We start from the raw sequence: 17,844 nt of genomic DNA on the forward strand, positions 1-17,844 counted from the left end.
AGTTGAAAGGTGGAAATGAATACCTATACTTTTCAGAGAAACTCTATGTATTGAATAATGGAGTTTTTTTCTACTCTTTTCCGATCATCGCTGTTTTTATGTTAGGGCGAATATTTAATTTGGTTTAGGACGGATTATGGAAAAATTATTTTCTGCGTCAATTATCATTCAAAATGAAACGCTAGATTTACGATTACAAGTAGGTTCTTCTATTTCACCATAAACATTATCACCATGAAGTATTTACCAATAGGTAATGATCTATTTATTACCAATAGGAAGAAGTTGATCTCTAAACTCAAGGGTAATTCAGTAGCACTATTCAACTCTAGTGATATAATGCCAACAACAGCTGATGGTACCATGCCATTCAAACAAGACGCTAATATTTTCTATTTATCAGGTATAGATCAAGAAGAATCAATTTTACTGTTAGCGCCAGATTTTCCAGACGAACGATTCAGGGAAGTGCTGTTTCTGAGAGAAACGAATGAAGAAATCGCCGTATGGGAAGGCCATAAATACACCAAAGAAGAAGCAGAAGAAACATCTGGTATAAAGACTGTGAAGTGGCTTAATGAATTCGAGAATATATTAAACACAGTACTGGCAGAAACGGAACATATTTATTTAGACTCAAATGAACATATCCGAAATGGGTCTAAGGTAGAAACAAGATCTGATCGATTTATAAAATGGTGCCAACAGCACTATCCATTACATGAATATCAAAGAATTGCACCTTTGATCTATGATCTTAGATGCGTGAAAGAACAGCGCGAAATTGAACTGATTCAACATGCCTGTGACATTACAGAAATTGGATTTAAAAGGATTCTTGAATTTGCTAAGCCTGGTGTATGGGAATATGAATTGGAAGCAGAACTGTCATACGAATTTTTGCGCAACCGAGCGACTCGGTTCGCTTACGATCCTATTGTAGCCAGTGGGGCTAATTCTTGTGTCCTCCACTACATAGAGAATAGCCAACAATGTAAGGGTGGAGATATTATTTTATTCGATGTAGGAGCCGAATATGCCAATTATAATGCCGATATGACAAGGGTCATTCCTGTAAATGGAAAATTCACTAAGAGACAAAAACAAGTGTATGATGCAGTACTAAGAGTGAAAAATGAGGCCACTGAATTATTAACTCCCGGAAATGACATACCAGAATACCACAAAGCAGTAGGTGAAATTATGGAAAGGGAACTTCTGGCCCTAGGACTGATTAGCAAAATGGATATTGAAAATCAAGACCCCGATTGGCCAGCTTACAAAAAATACTTTATGCATGGCACCTCTCATCATTTGGGACTAAATGTACATGACGTCGCTAGTATTTATAAGAAATTTGAACCTGGAATGGTACTTACAGTAGAACCTGGGATTTATATCCCTGAAGAAAATATTGGCATTCGGCTAGAAGATAATGTGGTCATTACCAAAAATGGTCAAGACAACTTAATGAAAAACATCCCTATCCATGCCGAAGAAATTGAAAGCTTGATGAACGCATAAATACAACCCAGAAATGAATAATGAATCCATAAAAAACTCAAATGAAGCGCCCGAGCCAGTTGGACTTTACCCCCATGCTAGAAAGGTCGGAAACATACTTTACCTATCAGGTGTAGGTCCAAGAGAAAAAGGAACTAAAAAAATCCCAGGTGTAGATCTAGATGAAAATGGAAATATAAAATCCTATGACATTGCTACTCAATGCCATTCTGTTTTCAAAAACATAAAACTAATTCTAGAAGCTTCTGGATCATCCTGGGATCAGTTGATAGACGTGACCGTTTTCCTAACGAATATGAAAGATGACTTTAAGGTTTATAATGAAATCTATGCGGAATATTTCAAAGACAATCAACCTTGCCGGACGACCATTGAGATCAATTGCCTTCCTACTCCTATTGCCATAGAGCTGAAATGTGTGGCGACGATTAATTGAATATAAATCATTGTATTCATTTATTGAAATTGGCGCAAACAGAAATTCGCAGTATATTGGATTCTTGTTTTACAACCAAACAATAAACTATGATGACATTTAATGTTAAACATCAGGAGTCATATTCCAGAAGCGAACTGCTCCTAAGATCATTTTTTGGCTATTTCTACATTGTATTGCCACACGCCTTTATTTTGATGTTTCTAGCGCTATGGGGTTCTATATTGACTTTCATATCCTGGCTTATTATCATGTTCACTGGTAGTTATCCAGAGAGTTTTTTCGAATATCAGGTCAAACTGATGAAATGGTCTACAAGAGTAAATTTGAGAGTGTATAATCTTGCTGACGGCTATCCCTCTTTTGGTTTGGAAAGCGAAGATTCTGCATTCACATTGGAAATACCATATCCAGAAAATCTAAGTCGCTCCACTCAGTTGATCAAATTACTATTTGGGGCTTTCTATGTGATTATTCCTCATGGCTTTTTACTTCTATTTAGAGGTATTGCTACTATGTTTCTTTGGATCCTTGGATGGTGGGCTGTATTGTTTACTGGAAAATTTCCAGAATCATGGCATGAATTTATTGTAGGTACTATGCGATGGGGACTTAGAGTTCAGCTCTACATGGGATATATGACTGATGATTATCCTCCATTTTCAGGGAAATAAGTATGGAATATTACGATCTCGAACAACCAGACGAGCTCACAAAAAAGGAAAAGGAAGATGCCATGGGGGCTTACCTCATGATGTTTGCAGCCATAGGAGCTGGACTTCCTTTGCCTATTATCAATTTGATTGCGTCGGTGATTTATTATTTTGTTCAAAAGAAAAACACGCGTTTTGTACGATTCCATAGTCTTCAATCACTTTGGAGTCAGGTTCCAACTACATTAATCAATGCAGGAGCTATGTATTGGACATTGCAGATCTTTCTTTTTGACAACCTTGAAACATCTGATAGGTACTATGGCTATCTGATCATGTTAGTTATTTTAAACCTATCCTACTTTGCATTTAGTATTGTAGGTGCGGTAAAAGCTAGAAATGGAAAAATGTACTACTTCCTTTTTTTTGGCAAACTTTGCTATCATCAAGTTTATCAAATCAGAGATGATGAAGGTGATGAATCAAGTAATGTAAATCTTCCGCCTAGATTATGAGATCAGGGGCACTTAGAGAATTAGGTATACTGATTGCCATTTTCGCGATGATTTGGGCAGGGTTTTCCTATTACAACTATGATCGTATCGAAAATCCATTCACCATTTCTCTTGAAAAAGAAGCAAAATTATCTGACTTTATGAACAAACATCTAATGACTGATTTTGAATTCATTCACAATCAGTCATTAGATTCTACTATTCAGATCATCACTGATCGTTTACTATCTAATTTAGATTCGGCTCAGTATGAATACAAATTTCATATTATCAATGAATCTGAAGCGAATGCATTCACAACCCTTGACGGTAATATTTATATATTCTCAGGATTGATAAATGAAGTGACTTCCGCTGAAGAATTAGCTTTAATACTGGCACATGAAATTGGTCATGCTGAGCATAAGCATGTTGTGGACAAACTGATTAAAACAATTGGCATAGAAGCCCTATTCAGCATAATGACAGGTGGTGACCCTGTATTGATTTCCGAAATCAGTAAACTCACCATGTCCACTTCTTTCGATCGGCTCAATGAAGAGGAAGCGGATGATTTTGCTTTGGAATTAGCTTTCGATAGCCAAATCAATCCAAGACGATTAGCTCAATTTTTCATAAAAATGAAGTCAAAAAATCAATCTATAATTCAGGAAAAATTGGAATTCATTAGTACTCACCCTATGAGTAATGACAGAATAAAAAAGTCATCAGATTTTGAATTATCTGATGACTTTGAAGAAGTTCCTATTCCTTTGGATTGGGAAGTAGTAAAAGGGTATCTCAATTAAATACCGCTAACTTCGGCTTCTCTGTGAATTTTCTTAACTAATCCTTGAAGGACTTTTCCAGGACCGCACTCTACGAAATCTGTAGCTCCATCTGACACCATTTGCTGAACTGACTGAGTCCATCTGACAGGTGCAGTCAACTGAGCGATCAAGTTAGCTTTAATCTCTTCAATGTTCGAATGTGCTTTGGCGTCTACATTTTGGTAAACTGGGCAGATGGGGTTAGAGAATGTAGTCGATTCGATAGCCGCAGCTAATTGCTCTCTGGCTGGCTCCATCAACGGAGAGTGAAAGGCTCCTCCTACAGGAAGTGGTAATGCTCTTTTGGCTCCCGCTTCTTTCATTTTCTCACATGCCAATTCAATTCCCGAATTTGATCCAGAAATCACCAATTGCCCTGGGCAGTTGTAGTTGGCAGCCACGACTACATCATCAATACCAGCACAAATCTCTTCGACTTTCTCATCTTCTAATCCTAGAATTGCCGCCATTGTAGATGGATTTAGTTCGCATGCCTTCTGCATAGCTTGAGCGCGTTGAGATACCAATCGCAAACCATCTTCGAATGTCAAGGACCCATTGGCTACCAATGCAGAAAATTCGCCCAATGAATGGCCAGCTACCATGTCAGGATTAAAATCATCATTTACCAATGCGGAAATCACCGAGTGAAGAAAAACCGCTGGCTGGGTAACTTTAGTTTCTTTCAGTTCGTCTGCAGACCCTTCAAACATGATCTTGGTAATATCAAAACCTAAGATTTGATTGGCACTTTCAAAAAGAGTTTTGGCTTTACTAGAACTCTCATATAAATCTTTACCCATTCCGGTAAACTGAGCACCCTGTCCTGGGAATACGTATGCTTTCATTTTGTATCTAATTAAAATTTTGAAAGCAAACTTAATTGAAATGGGTTCATTCTAAAAACCGATCCTTAACATCTGGCGAAGGCAAAATGCAAGTATCAGCTTGTCCCATGAGTTTATACCTATGTTTAGCAACGAGATTGTAAAAGAAATTAGTCAAGAATGAAGGAAAAACCCTGAAAATCGAAATCCAATTCCATGGCGTTTTTAAATATCGTGCAATTCTGAATGCAGCCATAGCATGAGTTGAAAGTTCACCATTATTCACATACAACAAACTATCTGTGTAATTAAGTGGCAGGCTGTACTGTTCCAGAATGGCTTGGCCTTTTTCAGATTGAAGCGGAGTAAAATGCAATGAAGCATTGCGTTCATGATCTAAAATAAAATTTACAGAGCTATTGCAGAAGGTGCAGACCCCATCATAAAGAACCAGATGGGCTATTTCACTATTTGTACCCATCCCTTGATCGTCTTCTTACTTTCGTCTTCATCTAGCACATCAAAAGTTACATCTGCCCCATAATAATAGACCCCAGCCGGTAATTCCCGACCTGAATTCGTGGTTCCATCCCAGTTGATTAATATGCTATTCACACTTTGACCCTCGCCTCCAGAGCGTGCTGAGTTAAAATCAAAAATGATACCGCCAGCTCGATCAAACACCTTAAATTCCACTTGTCTTACAAATCTTGGACAAAGTCCAAGGTCAAAATCAGGAACTTCCTGATTGTTTAATATATCTGTATATGGAGTGAAGGTTTCGTTTCTCGATTGACTGTCTCCATCTGGAGAGAAGGCATTCGGCAATATATAATTCGGACAATTGTCAGCACATAACGTTTGTTCTTCGTCCCATTCTCCTTCATTTCCAGCCTTATCCACTGCAGTGATTCGATAGCAACCTTTGAATGAACTTAAACCTGTATGTTGGAAGGAAGTGCCTTGAACCTCTGCTACAAAATCTTCACCTCTTTCTCCAAACGCCTCCTCAGTGCCATCCTCAGAAAAATAGATTCTATAAGCCTTTACATCTGGATCGCATTCACCAAAATCATAAGTCCAATTTAGATCTCTAAAATAATTAGAAAACGAACATTTCTCTTTCGATAAAAATGCGACACAATCAAAATCTTCATTGAAAGACAAAACAGGCGCACAATCAGGTGCATCACCATCATCCAACTGAGCAGAATTTATTTGGGATTTGTTTACAATTGGATCGTCATCTATTAAATCATTGCCGTAACTACCCTTGGTTTCAACATAATAATAATACACCAGATTGAGATCTAGCGGATTCGTGTCTTCATCATATATATCCTCAAAATACAATCCAGTCAATGCCGCATCTACACTGGTCAAAGAATCAAAATCAGCTATTTCCAGATCATCTTCTGAAACAAACCCATCTCCTTCATGGCGGTAGATGGTATGATAATACTTCTCTACAGGATCTCCAGCAGAAGGCTGTACTATGTTTGACCAAGGTGTAAATGCTTCCCAATTCAAAATAATGGCTTCTGTACTAGAACTGGTTTCCAACCAAACTGAAGATGCAGGGGCAGACCAATCGATAGGCTCTTCTTCCCCAATTAACATCATGTTAATGACGTAATGATAGGCATTCGACTTTGTATCCAATCCAGTGTCGGTATACGTCAAGAAATCTAAACCTGTAATTCTTTGAATATCAGTAGCTATTGTGTCCGGATTAGTAATTCCTCCCAGCCCTGCAAATCTCACAACTTCATATTGATAATCATCTAAATCCAAATCTACAGGCAGCTGCCACTTAAGAAATATTTGACCAGTAGTCTCACTGGTTTCCTCCACATCAGTCTCTACAATGATCGGTGCGGTCAATCCCATTTCTGCACATACCTCCATCGAAGCATAACTTTCACCTCCGGCAGGTTCTGGGAATATGGCAACAATTCTGTAGCAGTAGTTTGCGCCTGGAGCCAATTTAGCTCCATTATTATCGTCCAAATAACTGGTAGGCTGCTCTTCAACCTCATCATCATTATTTATTACGAAACTTACAGTATCAATCAATTGATATCCTGCTGATTCTGGTATACCTACATTGCAGTCTTCGGCTAAAAACTCGTAAGAATCTACACGCCTCCATATCTGCATTCCGCTTGCCCCTACACAACCTGAATAAGAGTCCCAGTTTAGTTCCACTGTTCTACCCGGCTCCACACTAGCATTTAATCCTGTTGGAGCTGGAGCCACGACCGTGATATTCCAGGTTTTAAAATCTACCAACTTCGGTCCTAATTCTGGATCATCTGTCGCCTTCAACTGCACTTCATAAGGTCTTCTTCTTACTAACTCACAAGAAGTTTCCCAATTGAATGTGGCACTAGCTGGAGAAGCTTGATATTCACCATCAGGCACTAAGGTTGCACTATTTACATTCTGTTCAAAAGGCCCCCCAAAAGCCTCAATTCTCACATCATCTCCATCTGGATCAGTTGCTGTAATGATTTCATTTACTGTATGACCAGCTTCTACACAGACATCTGGCGGTGGCGTAATCTCAGGTCTTTCGTTATCTGTGTCTTCGATAATGACCTGCATATCTCTTGTCAAGGAACCTAACAGAAACCATTCTCCTTCAATTTTCCTCCATTCATCTACAATAAAGGCAATATTGTATTCTCCGGGAGCACCAGGGGCATCCCAGGTCACATTTCCATTGATGGCATTAATTCCAAAGGTTGGTCTGTCATTTTGATCTTCGTTGCCTGTTAAGTAATTGTCATAAAACTCTGGATCATTTGGATCTAAATAATTGTTTACGACTCGGTCAAAGGATTGTTTTGGATCTGTAATTCTAAAGGAAAGACTATCTCCATCACTATCATAAGCGCCAGGATTGTGAAGAAATTTGGCGCCCACAGCCCCCTTATCTATTGGAGGTACTAAAAATACAGGTGTATTATTAAGACCAAAAAATGGATCAATCAGAATAGAAGTCTCAATATAAAAAGGTGTGTCTACAGAATTGGACATGTTTTGAATGCCAGCATTTCTATTTCTCTCATTGTATCTAACTGTGTATTTACCAGGAGCAGAAAAGGTATGTGAAATTTCGAAAAAATTATACGCGACTTCATCTTCCAATGGTATGGTTCCACTTGCTTCAGCGTTTTCGGATAAATTAAGAACAGTTCCATCACCAAAATCTATTTCTCCTCCTCCAAAGACTACTGAGGATCCTGTATCCGTATAACCTATAACAGTAAACTTATACGTTAGATTTGAATTTGAAATACGGACAGCTACAATTTCCCCTGCTCTAATATGAGTAGCCAGTACATTCTCGAAACAAAAAATCAGAGAGAAAATCAATAACCCTAATACTCTAATTGCCGAACGGTATGTCATTAAATTCAAAGGTTTATAATTCAAGTTCAATGTTGAAACAATTCTTTCAACTCATTCCCTACTCATATTGTTTCCAATTAAGAAGGAACAATAGATTCTTTGGCTTTAAATATATAAGATAAACGGCATTGTTGCTTCAAATCATACAGCAATCTGGAAATAAATTGAAAGAAGTCGAATCAGATTCATAATAATCCCAGCCCTTAATTTATAATTAGTCTAAATACCAAAACTGAATTTCGCATTCCATTGGTTGCTATGCCCTCCAAGTATATATTTGGGGCATCATTTAGCATCTAAATTTTCAACAATCGTAGTATGAGTTGGTTTACACAAACACTTTCAGGCAGCGTCGGCAAAAAACTCTTGATGGCACTGACTGGGCTATTTCTAATTTTATTTCTAGTCATTCACTTGGCTGGAAATTTGCAGCTGTTATTTGGAACAGATGGTGAGGCATTCAACATATATGCTCACAACATGGCGAATAATCCATTGATTAAAGTAGTTTCTTATGGCAATTTCTTTTTCATATTGGTGCATGTCATAGATGGTATCATTCTAACTATGAAAAATAAGGCAGCCAGAAATGTTCGTTACAAAGTGGCTACCAAAGATTCAAAAAGCAGTTGGGCTTCTAAGAACATGGCACTGTTAGGTATCATTACACTAGTCTTTTTAGTTGCCCATCTAAAAGGGTTCTGGTATGAATTCAAAAATGGCACAGTCGCCGAAGTCATGTATAATGGAATGACCATTCCTGATGGATATGCGATCGTAGATTTTGCATTTTCAAATCCTTTAATCGTGGCGTTCTATGTGATTTGTATGATCTTTCTAGGATTTCATCTCTCGCACGGATTCTCAAGTGCATTTCAGTCCATGGGATTAAATCATAAGAAATATACCCCTTTCATTTCCAAGCTTGGAATTCTCTATTCAATTCTAATTCCATTTGGATTTGCAATTATTCCGATCCTGATGTATTTGAATATTTCACTTTAATAGACTTATAAAAAATTAAGACCCATATATAATGGCTTTAGATTCGAAAATACCTGAAGGACCGTTAGCTGAAAAGTGGACGAAACACAAATTCAAAAGCAAACTGGTCAACCCAGCCAACAAAAGAAAATATGACGTAATCGTAGTAGGCACTGGATTAGCTGGTGCCGCCGCAGCTGCCTCATTTGGTGAGCTAGGATACAACGTTAAATCCTTCTGCTTTCAAGACAGTCCAAGAAGGGCACACAGTATTGCCGCACAAGGCGGTATTAATGCTGCAAAAAATTATCAAAACGATGGAGATTCTGTTTTTAGACTCTTCTACGATACCATCAAAGGCGGTGACTATAGAGGTCGTGAGGCAAACATCCATCGTCTCGCCGAAGTATCTGTAAATATTATCGATCAGTGTGTTGCTCAAGGTGTTCCTTTTGCAAGAGACTATGGTGGATTATTGGACAACCGGTCATTTGGAGGTGCTCAAGTATCGCGTACCTTCTATGCACGGGGTCAAACAGGACAGCAATTATTATTAGGTGCTTACAGTGCCTTGAGTAGACAAGTAGCGTCAGGCAAAGTTCAACTACACGCCAGAACAGAAATGCTTGATGTAGTAATTGTAAATGGCCAAGCACGAGGCATCGTTACAAGAAATTTAATCACAGGCGAAATCGAATCACATAGCGCTCATGCGGTCGTGTTGGCAACAGGAGGCTACGGAAACGTATTCTTCCTATCGACAAACGCCATGGGCTCGAATGTAACCGCTGCATGGAGAGCACATAAGAAAGGTGCATTCTTCGGCAACCCATGTTACACTCAGATTCACCCAACCTGTATTCCAGTATCGGGCGATCATCAGTCTAAATTGACTTTGATGTCTGAATCATTGAGAAATGATGGAAGAATTTGGGTACCTAAGACAGCAGTCAAAGGATTGAAAGCAGTTGATGCTGCTAAAATCTCCGAAGAAGATAGAGATTACTACTTGGAAAGAAAATATCCTGCCTTTGGAAATTTAGTACCAAGAGATGTAGCCTCTCGTAATGCCAAACAAATGTGCGACGAAGGTCGTGGCGTAGGCAATACAGGTTTGGCCGTTTTCTTAGACTTTTCTGATGCAATCAAAAGAGATGGGCTAGAAACTGTAAAAGGAAAGTATGGCAACTTGTTTGACATGTACGAACAAATCACGGGAGATAATCCTTACGAAATGCCAATGATGATCTATCCAGCGGTGCATTACACCATGGGCGGTCTTTGGGTTGATTATAACTTGATGACCACAGTTCCTGGGCTTTATGCAGCTGGCGAAGCCAACTTCTCAGATCACGGTGCCAACAGACTTGGTGCTAGTGCCTTGATGCAAGGATTGGCAGACGGATACTTCGTATTGCCCTATACTATTGGAGATTATTTGGCAGACATGCCATACGAAAAGATTCCAACGGACCACGAAGAATTCCAAAAAGCAGAAACAGCTGTAAAGGAAAGAATTCAAAAACTGTTGAGTATCAACGGAGAGAAAACGGTAGATGATTTCCATAAAGAACTTGGGCACATCATGTGGGAATACTGTGGTATGGCCAGAAATGAAGAAGGTCTGAAAACAGCCAAAGGCAAAATCAAAGCTTTGAAAGAAGAATTCTGGAAAAATGTTAAAGTATTGGGTGATAACGAAGAGATGAATATGTCTCTCGAAAAAGCCAATAGAGTAGCTGATTTCATCGAGCTTGGAGAGTTGATGATTGATGATGCTCAAAACAGAAAAGAATCTTGTGGTGGTCACTTCCGTGAAGAATCACAAACACCTGAAGGTGAAGCTTTAAGAATCGACGATGAGTTTTCTTATGTAGCCGCCTGGGAGTATCAGGGAGAAGGCAAAGAAGAAAAGCTCAACAAAGAGAAGCTGGAATTCGAAAATGTGAAATTGACTCAAAGAAGCTATAAATAAGAAGAGATATGAATTTAACATTAAAAATTTGGAGACAAAAAGACGCCACGGATAACGGTGGATTCGAAACGTACAAAGTTTCTGATATTTCTGAGGACATGTCTTTTCTTGAAATGCTCGATGTTCTCAACGAAGATTTATCAAGAGCTGGTAATGATCCAATACACTTTGATCATGACTGTAGAGAAGGGATTTGTGGTATGTGCTCATTGTATATCAATGGCAAACCTCATGGCCCTAAAGATGCTGTAACTACCTGTCAGCTGCACATGAGATCATTCAAAGATGGAGACATTATTGTGATCGAACCTTGGAGAGCAGCTGCTTTCCCAGTGCATAAAGATTTGGTAGTAGACAGAAGCTCTTTCGACAGGATCATCCAAGCAGGTGGATATGTCAATGTGAATACAGGCGGAGTACCTGATGCCAACGAAATCGCTATTCCTAAAGTGATCGCTGATGAGGCCATGGATGCTGCTCAATGTATCGGATGTGGTGCTTGCGTTGCCGCATGTAAAAATGCATCAGCTATGCTATTCACTGCAGCGAAAGTTTCTCAATTGGCTCTTTTACCTCAAGGACAAGTTGAGCGTCAAACTCGTGTAGAAAATATGGTCGCACAAATGGAAGAAGAAGGTTTTGGAAACTGCACCAACACCCAGGCTTGTGAGGCGGTTTGCCCTAAAGAGATTAGCGTAACTCACATTGCTAGATTGAACAGAGAGTACTTGTCTGCTAAAGCATCTTCAGACAATATCTAATTTTAATTTTAAAAAAATAATAGAGCGTCATTGCTGAAATAAATTAGCAGTGACGCTCTATTTTTATATTACTTTAACCACGAACTAAATACTATGAACAAGTTTAAAAATGTACTTATGATGGCGGCTTTTATTCTGCCTGTTTTATTTATCTCTACTTCATGTAGTGACGATGATGACGATGATAATGGTTGGAGCGATGCGGAAATTGAAGCAATTAAAGCAGAATGCGTTTCTGAAGAACAAGGCAACCAAGAGCAATGCGATTGCTTTTATGATAAAGTAACAAGTGAATTTAGTAAGAGTCAATTTGAGAACGAAGATTTTTCTGAAGAAGACGGACTTACAATTTTAGAATTTGCTATTGATTGTGATATTGACATCTTTAATTTTGAATAAGAGATTATTTTTCAAGAATTTAAAAAGGTTCATCTCAAACAGATGAACCTTTTTTTGCCTTTAGTCATGTTAGTTTCAATCATACTCCCTTACTACAACTCTTCTAAGACTATAGCCAGAGCTATAAATAGCAATCTTAAGCAAACCCATACAGCATTCGAACTTCTGCTCATCGACAACAATTCTACAGATCATAGCCTTGAAATTGTCAAAGAATTAGCTAACTCAGATTCCAGAATAAAACACCTATCTGAACCCAAACAAGGCGTCGTCTTCGCAGCCAACACAGGTATGAAAGCGGCAACTGGTAATTACATCGCACGTATGGATGCAGATGATGTGGCTCATCCCGAACGGCTGGAAAGACAAATCAAACATTTGAATTCCAATGCTGAGATATCAATTTCAGCAACTCAAGTCAACTACAAAACTGAAAATGAAGAATTGAATGATTTTTCTCATTTTGTGGATTGGAGCAACAGACTCACTTCATGGAATGACATTTATCAAAATCGATTTGTGGAGTTTCCTTTGGTCAACCCTACCCTTATGTTTCGAAGGTCAGCATTAGAAGATATTGGATGGCTAAAAGAGGGTGCATTCCCTGAAGATTACGAGTGGTTCCTTAGAGCCATAGACAACGGACACAAGATCGAAAAACTTTCGCTCCCCCTACTCGACTGGCACGATAGTTCTTCCAGGCTTACTAGAACCGATGAGCGCTATGAAACTGAGGCCTTCTTCCAAATCAAGACTAAATACCTCGCCAAACACCTGAAAGCCACCAACAACACCAAAGTCTGGATTTGGGGAGCTGGAAAACTTGGCTTCAAACGAAGCCAACAACTCTTAATTCATGAAATTGAAATTGAAGGGTATATTGACATCAAAAAAGGCAAGCAATTACCCAACTATCCTTGCGTGCACTTCAAAGACGTTAATAAAGACCAGCATCCCTTCATTATTAGCTATATCACCAATAGAAATCGACGAGATGAAGTAAGAGCTTTTCTTAATTCAAAGGGCTATGAAGAAAGTAAAAACTTCATTGTTGCTGGCTAATAAAAACTCTTCCAAAGTTTAAAACTTTGGAAGAGTTGATTCCATAAATATGTGGAAAACTTCCCTCCTTTTCACTCCGTTTATCCAGTCTAAATTCCTAGCTTTAAAGTCCGATTCCTGCAACTTTTTTTAAATTGTCATTTCGACCAGAGGGAGAAATCTTCAACGTGCTTTTAGCTGAACAATTAGATTTCTCACTATCATTCGAAATGACAAAAAAGCTAAATTGACACCCATGTACCTAATATTTGATACCGAGACCACTGGATTACCCAAGAATTACAATGCCCCATTGGAAGACTTGGACAATTGGCCCCGACTGGTTCAGTTAGCCTGGCAGCTACATGCCAATGACGGTTCACTAATTAGTGATAAAAACTACATCGTAAAGCCAGAAGGCTACACCATTCCGTTCAATGCCCAGAAAATTCACGGCATCTCCACTAAAAGAGCAGAAGAAGAGGGCCATGACCTCAACGAGGTTTTAAGTATATTTTCAGAAGATCTTACTAAAATAAAAGCAGTAATCGGCCACAATGTAGAGTTTGATTTGAACATTGTAGGAGCAGAATATTTAAGAAAAGAAAGAAAGAATGATTTAGCGAGCATTGACTCCATAGATACCAAGGATGAGTCGACTGAATTTGTAGCCATTCCTGGTCGAGGTGGAAAATTCAAATGGCCTACACTAACAGAGCTCCACACCAAATTATTCGGTGTTGGATTTGATGATGCGCATGATGCGGCCTATGATGTAGATGCGACCGCCAAATGTTTCTTCGGGCTTGTCACCGAAGGAGTAATCGCTCCACTTGATGATACAGCTAAGGAAAATATCAAATACCAGGCGCCTGATTTGGCAGCGGCCAATTTCGCCGTAAAAGACGATAACAAAGGCATTGATATAGACACAGAAGCAGCCAAAGATATTGAGGCCCCTTTCTGTCATCTGCACTTACATTCACAGTTTTCAGTCCTTCAAGCTACTCCTAAAATCAAACCACTGATTGCCAAGGCGAAAGAACTAGGCATGCCAGCTGTTGGGCTGACTGATTTGGGAAATATGTATGGTGGCTATCACTTTGTAGAAGGCGCCATCAAAGAAGGTATTAAACCTATTCTAGGTCAGGAATTTTTTATCTCTGAAGAAAGAAAAACACTAAAATTCACCAAGGACAATCCAGATCGAATGACTCGGATTGTACTCCTGGCAAAAAATAAAAAAGGCTATCACAATTTGGCCAAGCTGTCCTCTCTTGGACATATGGAAGGACTTTATGGATTCTACCCAAGAATCGACAAAGAACTCATTAATCAATACAAGGAAGATATCATTTGTCTCACAGGCGGTTTGATGTGCGAAGTACCTTCGCTAGCACTGAATCAAGGAGAAGAACAAGCTGAAACTGCTCTACTCTGGTGGAAAGAGCAATTTGGCGACGATTTGTATATTGAGCTCAATCGCCACGGCTTGGATGAAGAGAATCACTTAAATGATATTTTACAAGGTTTTGCTGAAAAACACAAAATCAAAATGATCGCGTCCAATCATGTGCATTATTTGGACAGAGATGAATCTAAGGCGCATGATGTATTGCTTTGTATCAAAGATGGTAAAAGTATTAATGACGAGGTAGGACGAGGCAGGGCATATCGTGATGCGTTACCCAATGATCAATACTATTTCAAAACGCAAGAGGAGATGAAAGCGCTCTTTGCGGACATTCCTGAGGCCATTGAGAACATCAAAGTATTGATTGATTCTGTTGAAGAATATCGACTCTCCAGAGATGTGCTTTTACCCGCTTTCGATATTCCTGATGAATTCAAAGACCCACAAGATGAGGAAGATGGTGGCAAAAGAGGAGAAAACAACTTTCTTCGGCATTTGACTTATCAGGGAGCAAAAAAACGTTATAGTGATATCACTGATGAAATTACTGAAAGACTCGATTTTGAACTAAAAACCATTGAGAATTCAGGTTACCCTGGTTACTTCCTAATTGTACAGGATTTCACAACTAAGTCAAGGGAAATGGGTGTGTCCGTTGGGCCAGGTCGGGGTTCAGCTGCAGGATCAGCAGTTGCCTATTGTATTGGTATTACCAATGTAGACCCAATTGCCTACGATCTACTATTTGAGCGTTTCTTAAATCCAGATCGAGTATCACTACCCGATATTGATATTGACTTTGACGATGAGGGTCGTGATAAAGTCATCCAATATGTGATTGACAAATATGGTCAAACACAAGTAGCCCAAATCATCACTTATGGTACCATGGCGGCTAAATCTTCTATTCGAGATTCTGGACGTGTGATGGAACTGCCACTGCCAGACACAGATTCTATTGCCAAACTCATCCCAGAGCGACCAGGCATTAGCTTAGATAAGGCATTTAAAGAAGTGAAAGAACTTCAGGCCATGGAGTCTGGCCACGGACTCAAATCTGAAGTGATCCAACAGGCAAGAGTATTGGAAGGGTCCGTAAGGAATACCGGGATTCACGCCTGTGGTGTAATCATTACTCCAAGTGACATTACGATGCATGTGCCCGTCGGTGTGGCCAAAGACTCGGATCTACTCGTCACTCAATTTGATAACAGTGTAGTAGAAAGTGCCGGCATGTTGAAGATGGACTTCTTGGGTCTAAAAACCCTATCCATTATTAAAACGGCTTGCGCCAATGTCAAAAAACGTCATGGAGTTGAAATCATTCCTGATGACATTCCGCTTGACGACAAAAAGACTTACGAGCTCTATCAGCGAGGTGAAACTAATGGAACGTTCCAGTTTGAGTCACCAGGGATGCAGAAGCACTTGCGTTCGCTAAAACCAGATAGGTTCGAAGATTTAATTGCCATGAACGCCTTGTATCGACCAGGGCCGATGGAATACATCCCCAACTTTATTGCCCGGAAGATGGGTACCGAAGAGATCGAATATGATCTAGAGGGAATGGAAGAGTATCTGGCAGAAACGTATGGAATTACGGTCTATCAGGAGCAAGTGATGCGTCTTTCACAGAAGCTGGCTGGATTCACCAAAGGTGAAGCAGATATGCTTCGTAAGGCCATGGGTAAGAAAATCCAAGCCATTCTGGATCAACTCAAACCGAAATTCGTAGCAGGCTGTTTGGAACGCGGTCACGACGAAGCCAAAGTACAAAAGGTTTGGAAAGACTGGGAAGCCTTTGCAGCCTATGCTTTCAACAAATCTCACTCTACGTGCTATTCTGTAGTCGCATACCACACGGCATACCTCAAAGCGCACTACCCTGCTGAATACATGGCGGCTGTGCTTACCCACAACCAAAACAACATAGAGAAAGTCAGTTTCTTCATGGAAGAATGTCGGGTAAGAAAAATTCCAGTTCTCGGTCCTGATGTGAATGAGTCAGGAGTATTTTTTCAAGTAAATGAAGAAGGAAAAATTCGATTTGGCATGGGTGCGATCAAAGGTGCAGGTGAAGCCGCGGCCATTTCTATTATCGAAGAACGCGAAGAAAATGGAAAATTCGAGGACTTTTTCGACTTTGTAACAAGAATCAATTTACGATCTGTCAATAAAAAAACATTGGAGGCATTGGCTCAATCTGGCGGATTTGACTGTTTTGAAGTTTATCACAGAAGACAGTATCTTATCACCGATGACGGAGAACCAAGTTTGATAGAAAAGGCCATCAAATATGCCAATAAGATGGAACAGGAAGAAGCCAGTGCGCAAGCTTCCTTATTCGGTGGTGAATCAGGCGTATCCGTCCCCACTCCTACGGTTTCTGATGTAGAGCCATTCAGCGAATTAGAAAAATTGAGAATTGAGAAGGAGGTAGTCGGTCTTTATATCTCAGGGCATCCGCTCGATCAATTCAAATTTGAGATTGATCAATTCACTAATACTTCGATCAAAGAATTGAATGGTGACTTGTCAGAGCTTCAGAAAAAGGGAAGCATTAAGATTGCAGGACAAGTTGCCGCCGTGGGTCATAGAGTTACGAAAACGGGGAAACCGTTTGGCACCATTACCCTCGAAGACTTCACCGATTCATTCACATTCTTTTTGTTTTCCGATGATTATGTCAAATTCAAAGAATATTTTGAAACCGGTTGGTTTCTTTACTTTCAATGTGCCGTGCAAAACCGATGGAAAGGAGAAGAACTAGAGCTCAAAGTAAAGTCTATGGACTTGTTGACAGAAATTAGAGGAGAAAAAACCAAAGGACTCAACTTGAGAATCAAACTTCAAGATGTGAACGACGGACTAATCCATGAAATCAAAAAACTCACAACTGAATACGCAGGAAGCAGCTTGCTTAAACTAGACATCGTCGATGAGGAAGAAAATATGCAGGTGAATTTACTTTCACGCAAAGTAAAGATAGAACCTGACAACGGCTTATTGGACAAATTAGAAGCCATGGATGAGATTCAGTATAAGGTGATTGCCTGATTAGGAGATCACCTTTATTAGGTTCTATTTTT

General features: G+C 39.5%; 14 protein-coding genes. 11 read left to right on the top strand and 3 right to left on the bottom strand.

The features are described from left to right. Positions 1-234 precede the first annotated feature (234 nt). The 5 genes from ABJH98_RS10340 (at position 235) to ABJH98_RS10360 (ending at position 3,916) form a co-directional block, all read left to right on the top strand. The gene (locus tag ABJH98_RS10340) at positions 235-1,524 is read left to right on the top strand and encodes an aminopeptidase P family protein (RefSeq protein ID WP_348307595.1); all 1,290 of its coding nucleotides are present in this window, start codon (positions 235-237) and stop codon (positions 1,522-1,524) included. A 13-nt stretch (positions 1,525-1,537) separates the two neighbouring features. Next, positions 1,538-1,960, top strand: coding sequence for a RidA family protein (locus tag ABJH98_RS10345; protein ID WP_348307596.1), 423 nt, complete (start codon positions 1,538-1,540; stop codon positions 1,958-1,960). Between the two features lie 89 nt (positions 1,961-2,049). Continuing rightward, positions 2,050-2,634 (top strand): DUF4389 domain-containing protein, encoded by a 585-nt coding sequence (locus tag ABJH98_RS10350; RefSeq protein ID WP_348307597.1) that lies wholly within the window; start codon positions 2,050-2,052, stop codon positions 2,632-2,634. 2 nt (positions 2,635-2,636) lie between these two features. Continuing rightward, positions 2,637-3,128, top strand: coding sequence for a DUF4870 domain-containing protein (locus ABJH98_RS10355; protein WP_348307598.1), 492 nt, complete (start codon positions 2,637-2,639; stop codon positions 3,126-3,128). Further along, the gene (locus ABJH98_RS10360; RefSeq protein ID WP_348307599.1) at positions 3,125-3,916 is read left to right on the top strand and encodes a M48 family metallopeptidase; all 792 of its coding nucleotides are present in this window, start codon (positions 3,125-3,127) and stop codon (positions 3,914-3,916) included. The genes ABJH98_RS10355 and ABJH98_RS10360 overlap by 4 nt, the downstream gene beginning before the upstream one ends. Here ABJH98_RS10360 and fabD read toward each other — a convergent pair. The 3 genes from fabD to ABJH98_RS10375 are packed head-to-tail and all read right to left on the bottom strand — an operon-like array spanning position 3,913 to position 8,181. Then, positions 3,913-4,785 carry an ACP S-malonyltransferase gene (gene fabD / locus ABJH98_RS10365; RefSeq protein WP_348307600.1) on the bottom strand — a complete coding sequence of 291 codons (873 nt, stop codon included), beginning with the start codon at positions 4,783-4,785 and terminating at the stop codon, positions 3,913-3,915. The two genes, ABJH98_RS10360 and fabD, sit on opposite strands and share 4 nt — an antisense overlap. A 46-nt stretch (positions 4,786-4,831) precedes the next feature. Beyond that, positions 4,832-5,245: a DCC1-like thiol-disulfide oxidoreductase family protein gene (locus ABJH98_RS10370; RefSeq protein ID WP_348307601.1), complete on the bottom strand. Its 414-nt coding sequence runs from the start codon at positions 5,243-5,245 to the stop codon at positions 4,832-4,834. Continuing rightward, on the bottom strand, positions 5,224-8,181 hold the full coding sequence (locus tag ABJH98_RS10375; RefSeq protein ID WP_348307602.1) for a gliding motility-associated C-terminal domain-containing protein: 2,958 nt from the start codon (positions 8,179-8,181) through the stop codon (positions 5,224-5,226). Before ABJH98_RS10375 ends, ABJH98_RS10370 begins: the two co-directional genes overlap by 22 nt. A 318-nt stretch (positions 8,182-8,499) precedes the next feature. Here ABJH98_RS10375 and ABJH98_RS10380 point away from each other — a divergent pair, with 318 nt between their 5' ends. The 6 genes from ABJH98_RS10380 to dnaE all read left to right on the top strand — a co-directional run bounded on the left by ABJH98_RS10380 (position 8,500) and on the right by dnaE (position 17,812). Then, positions 8,500-9,186 (top strand): succinate dehydrogenase cytochrome b subunit, encoded by a 687-nt coding sequence (locus ABJH98_RS10380; RefSeq protein WP_348307603.1) that lies wholly within the window; start codon positions 8,500-8,502, stop codon positions 9,184-9,186. Between the two features lie 31 nt (positions 9,187-9,217). After that, entirely contained in the window at positions 9,218-11,140 is a 1,923-nt protein-coding gene (locus ABJH98_RS10385) for a fumarate reductase/succinate dehydrogenase flavoprotein subunit (RefSeq protein WP_348307604.1), read from the top strand. An 8-nt stretch (positions 11,141-11,148) separates the two neighbouring features. Beyond that, the gene (locus ABJH98_RS10390) at positions 11,149-11,901 is read left to right on the top strand and encodes a succinate dehydrogenase/fumarate reductase iron-sulfur subunit (protein ID WP_348307605.1); all 753 of its coding nucleotides are present in this window, start codon (positions 11,149-11,151) and stop codon (positions 11,899-11,901) included. 93 nt (positions 11,902-11,994) lie between these two features. After that, the gene (locus ABJH98_RS10395) at positions 11,995-12,300 is read left to right on the top strand and encodes a hypothetical protein (RefSeq protein ID WP_348307606.1); all 306 of its coding nucleotides are present in this window, start codon (positions 11,995-11,997) and stop codon (positions 12,298-12,300) included. Between the two features lie 66 nt (positions 12,301-12,366). Beyond that, complete coding sequence (locus tag ABJH98_RS10400) at positions 12,367-13,362, top strand: glycosyltransferase family 2 protein (RefSeq protein ID WP_348307607.1); 996 nt, start codon at positions 12,367-12,369, stop codon at positions 13,360-13,362. Positions 13,363-13,597: 235 nt separating this feature from the next. Beyond that, positions 13,598-17,812, top strand: a complete 4,215-nt coding sequence (gene dnaE, locus ABJH98_RS10405) for a DNA polymerase III subunit alpha (protein WP_348307608.1) — start codon at positions 13,598-13,600, stop codon at positions 17,810-17,812. Positions 17,813-17,844: the final 32 nt, after the last annotated feature.

The organism is Reichenbachiella sp., assembly GCF_039969095.1.
Classification (GTDB): Bacteria; Bacteroidota; Bacteroidia; order Cytophagales; family Cyclobacteriaceae; genus Reichenbachiella.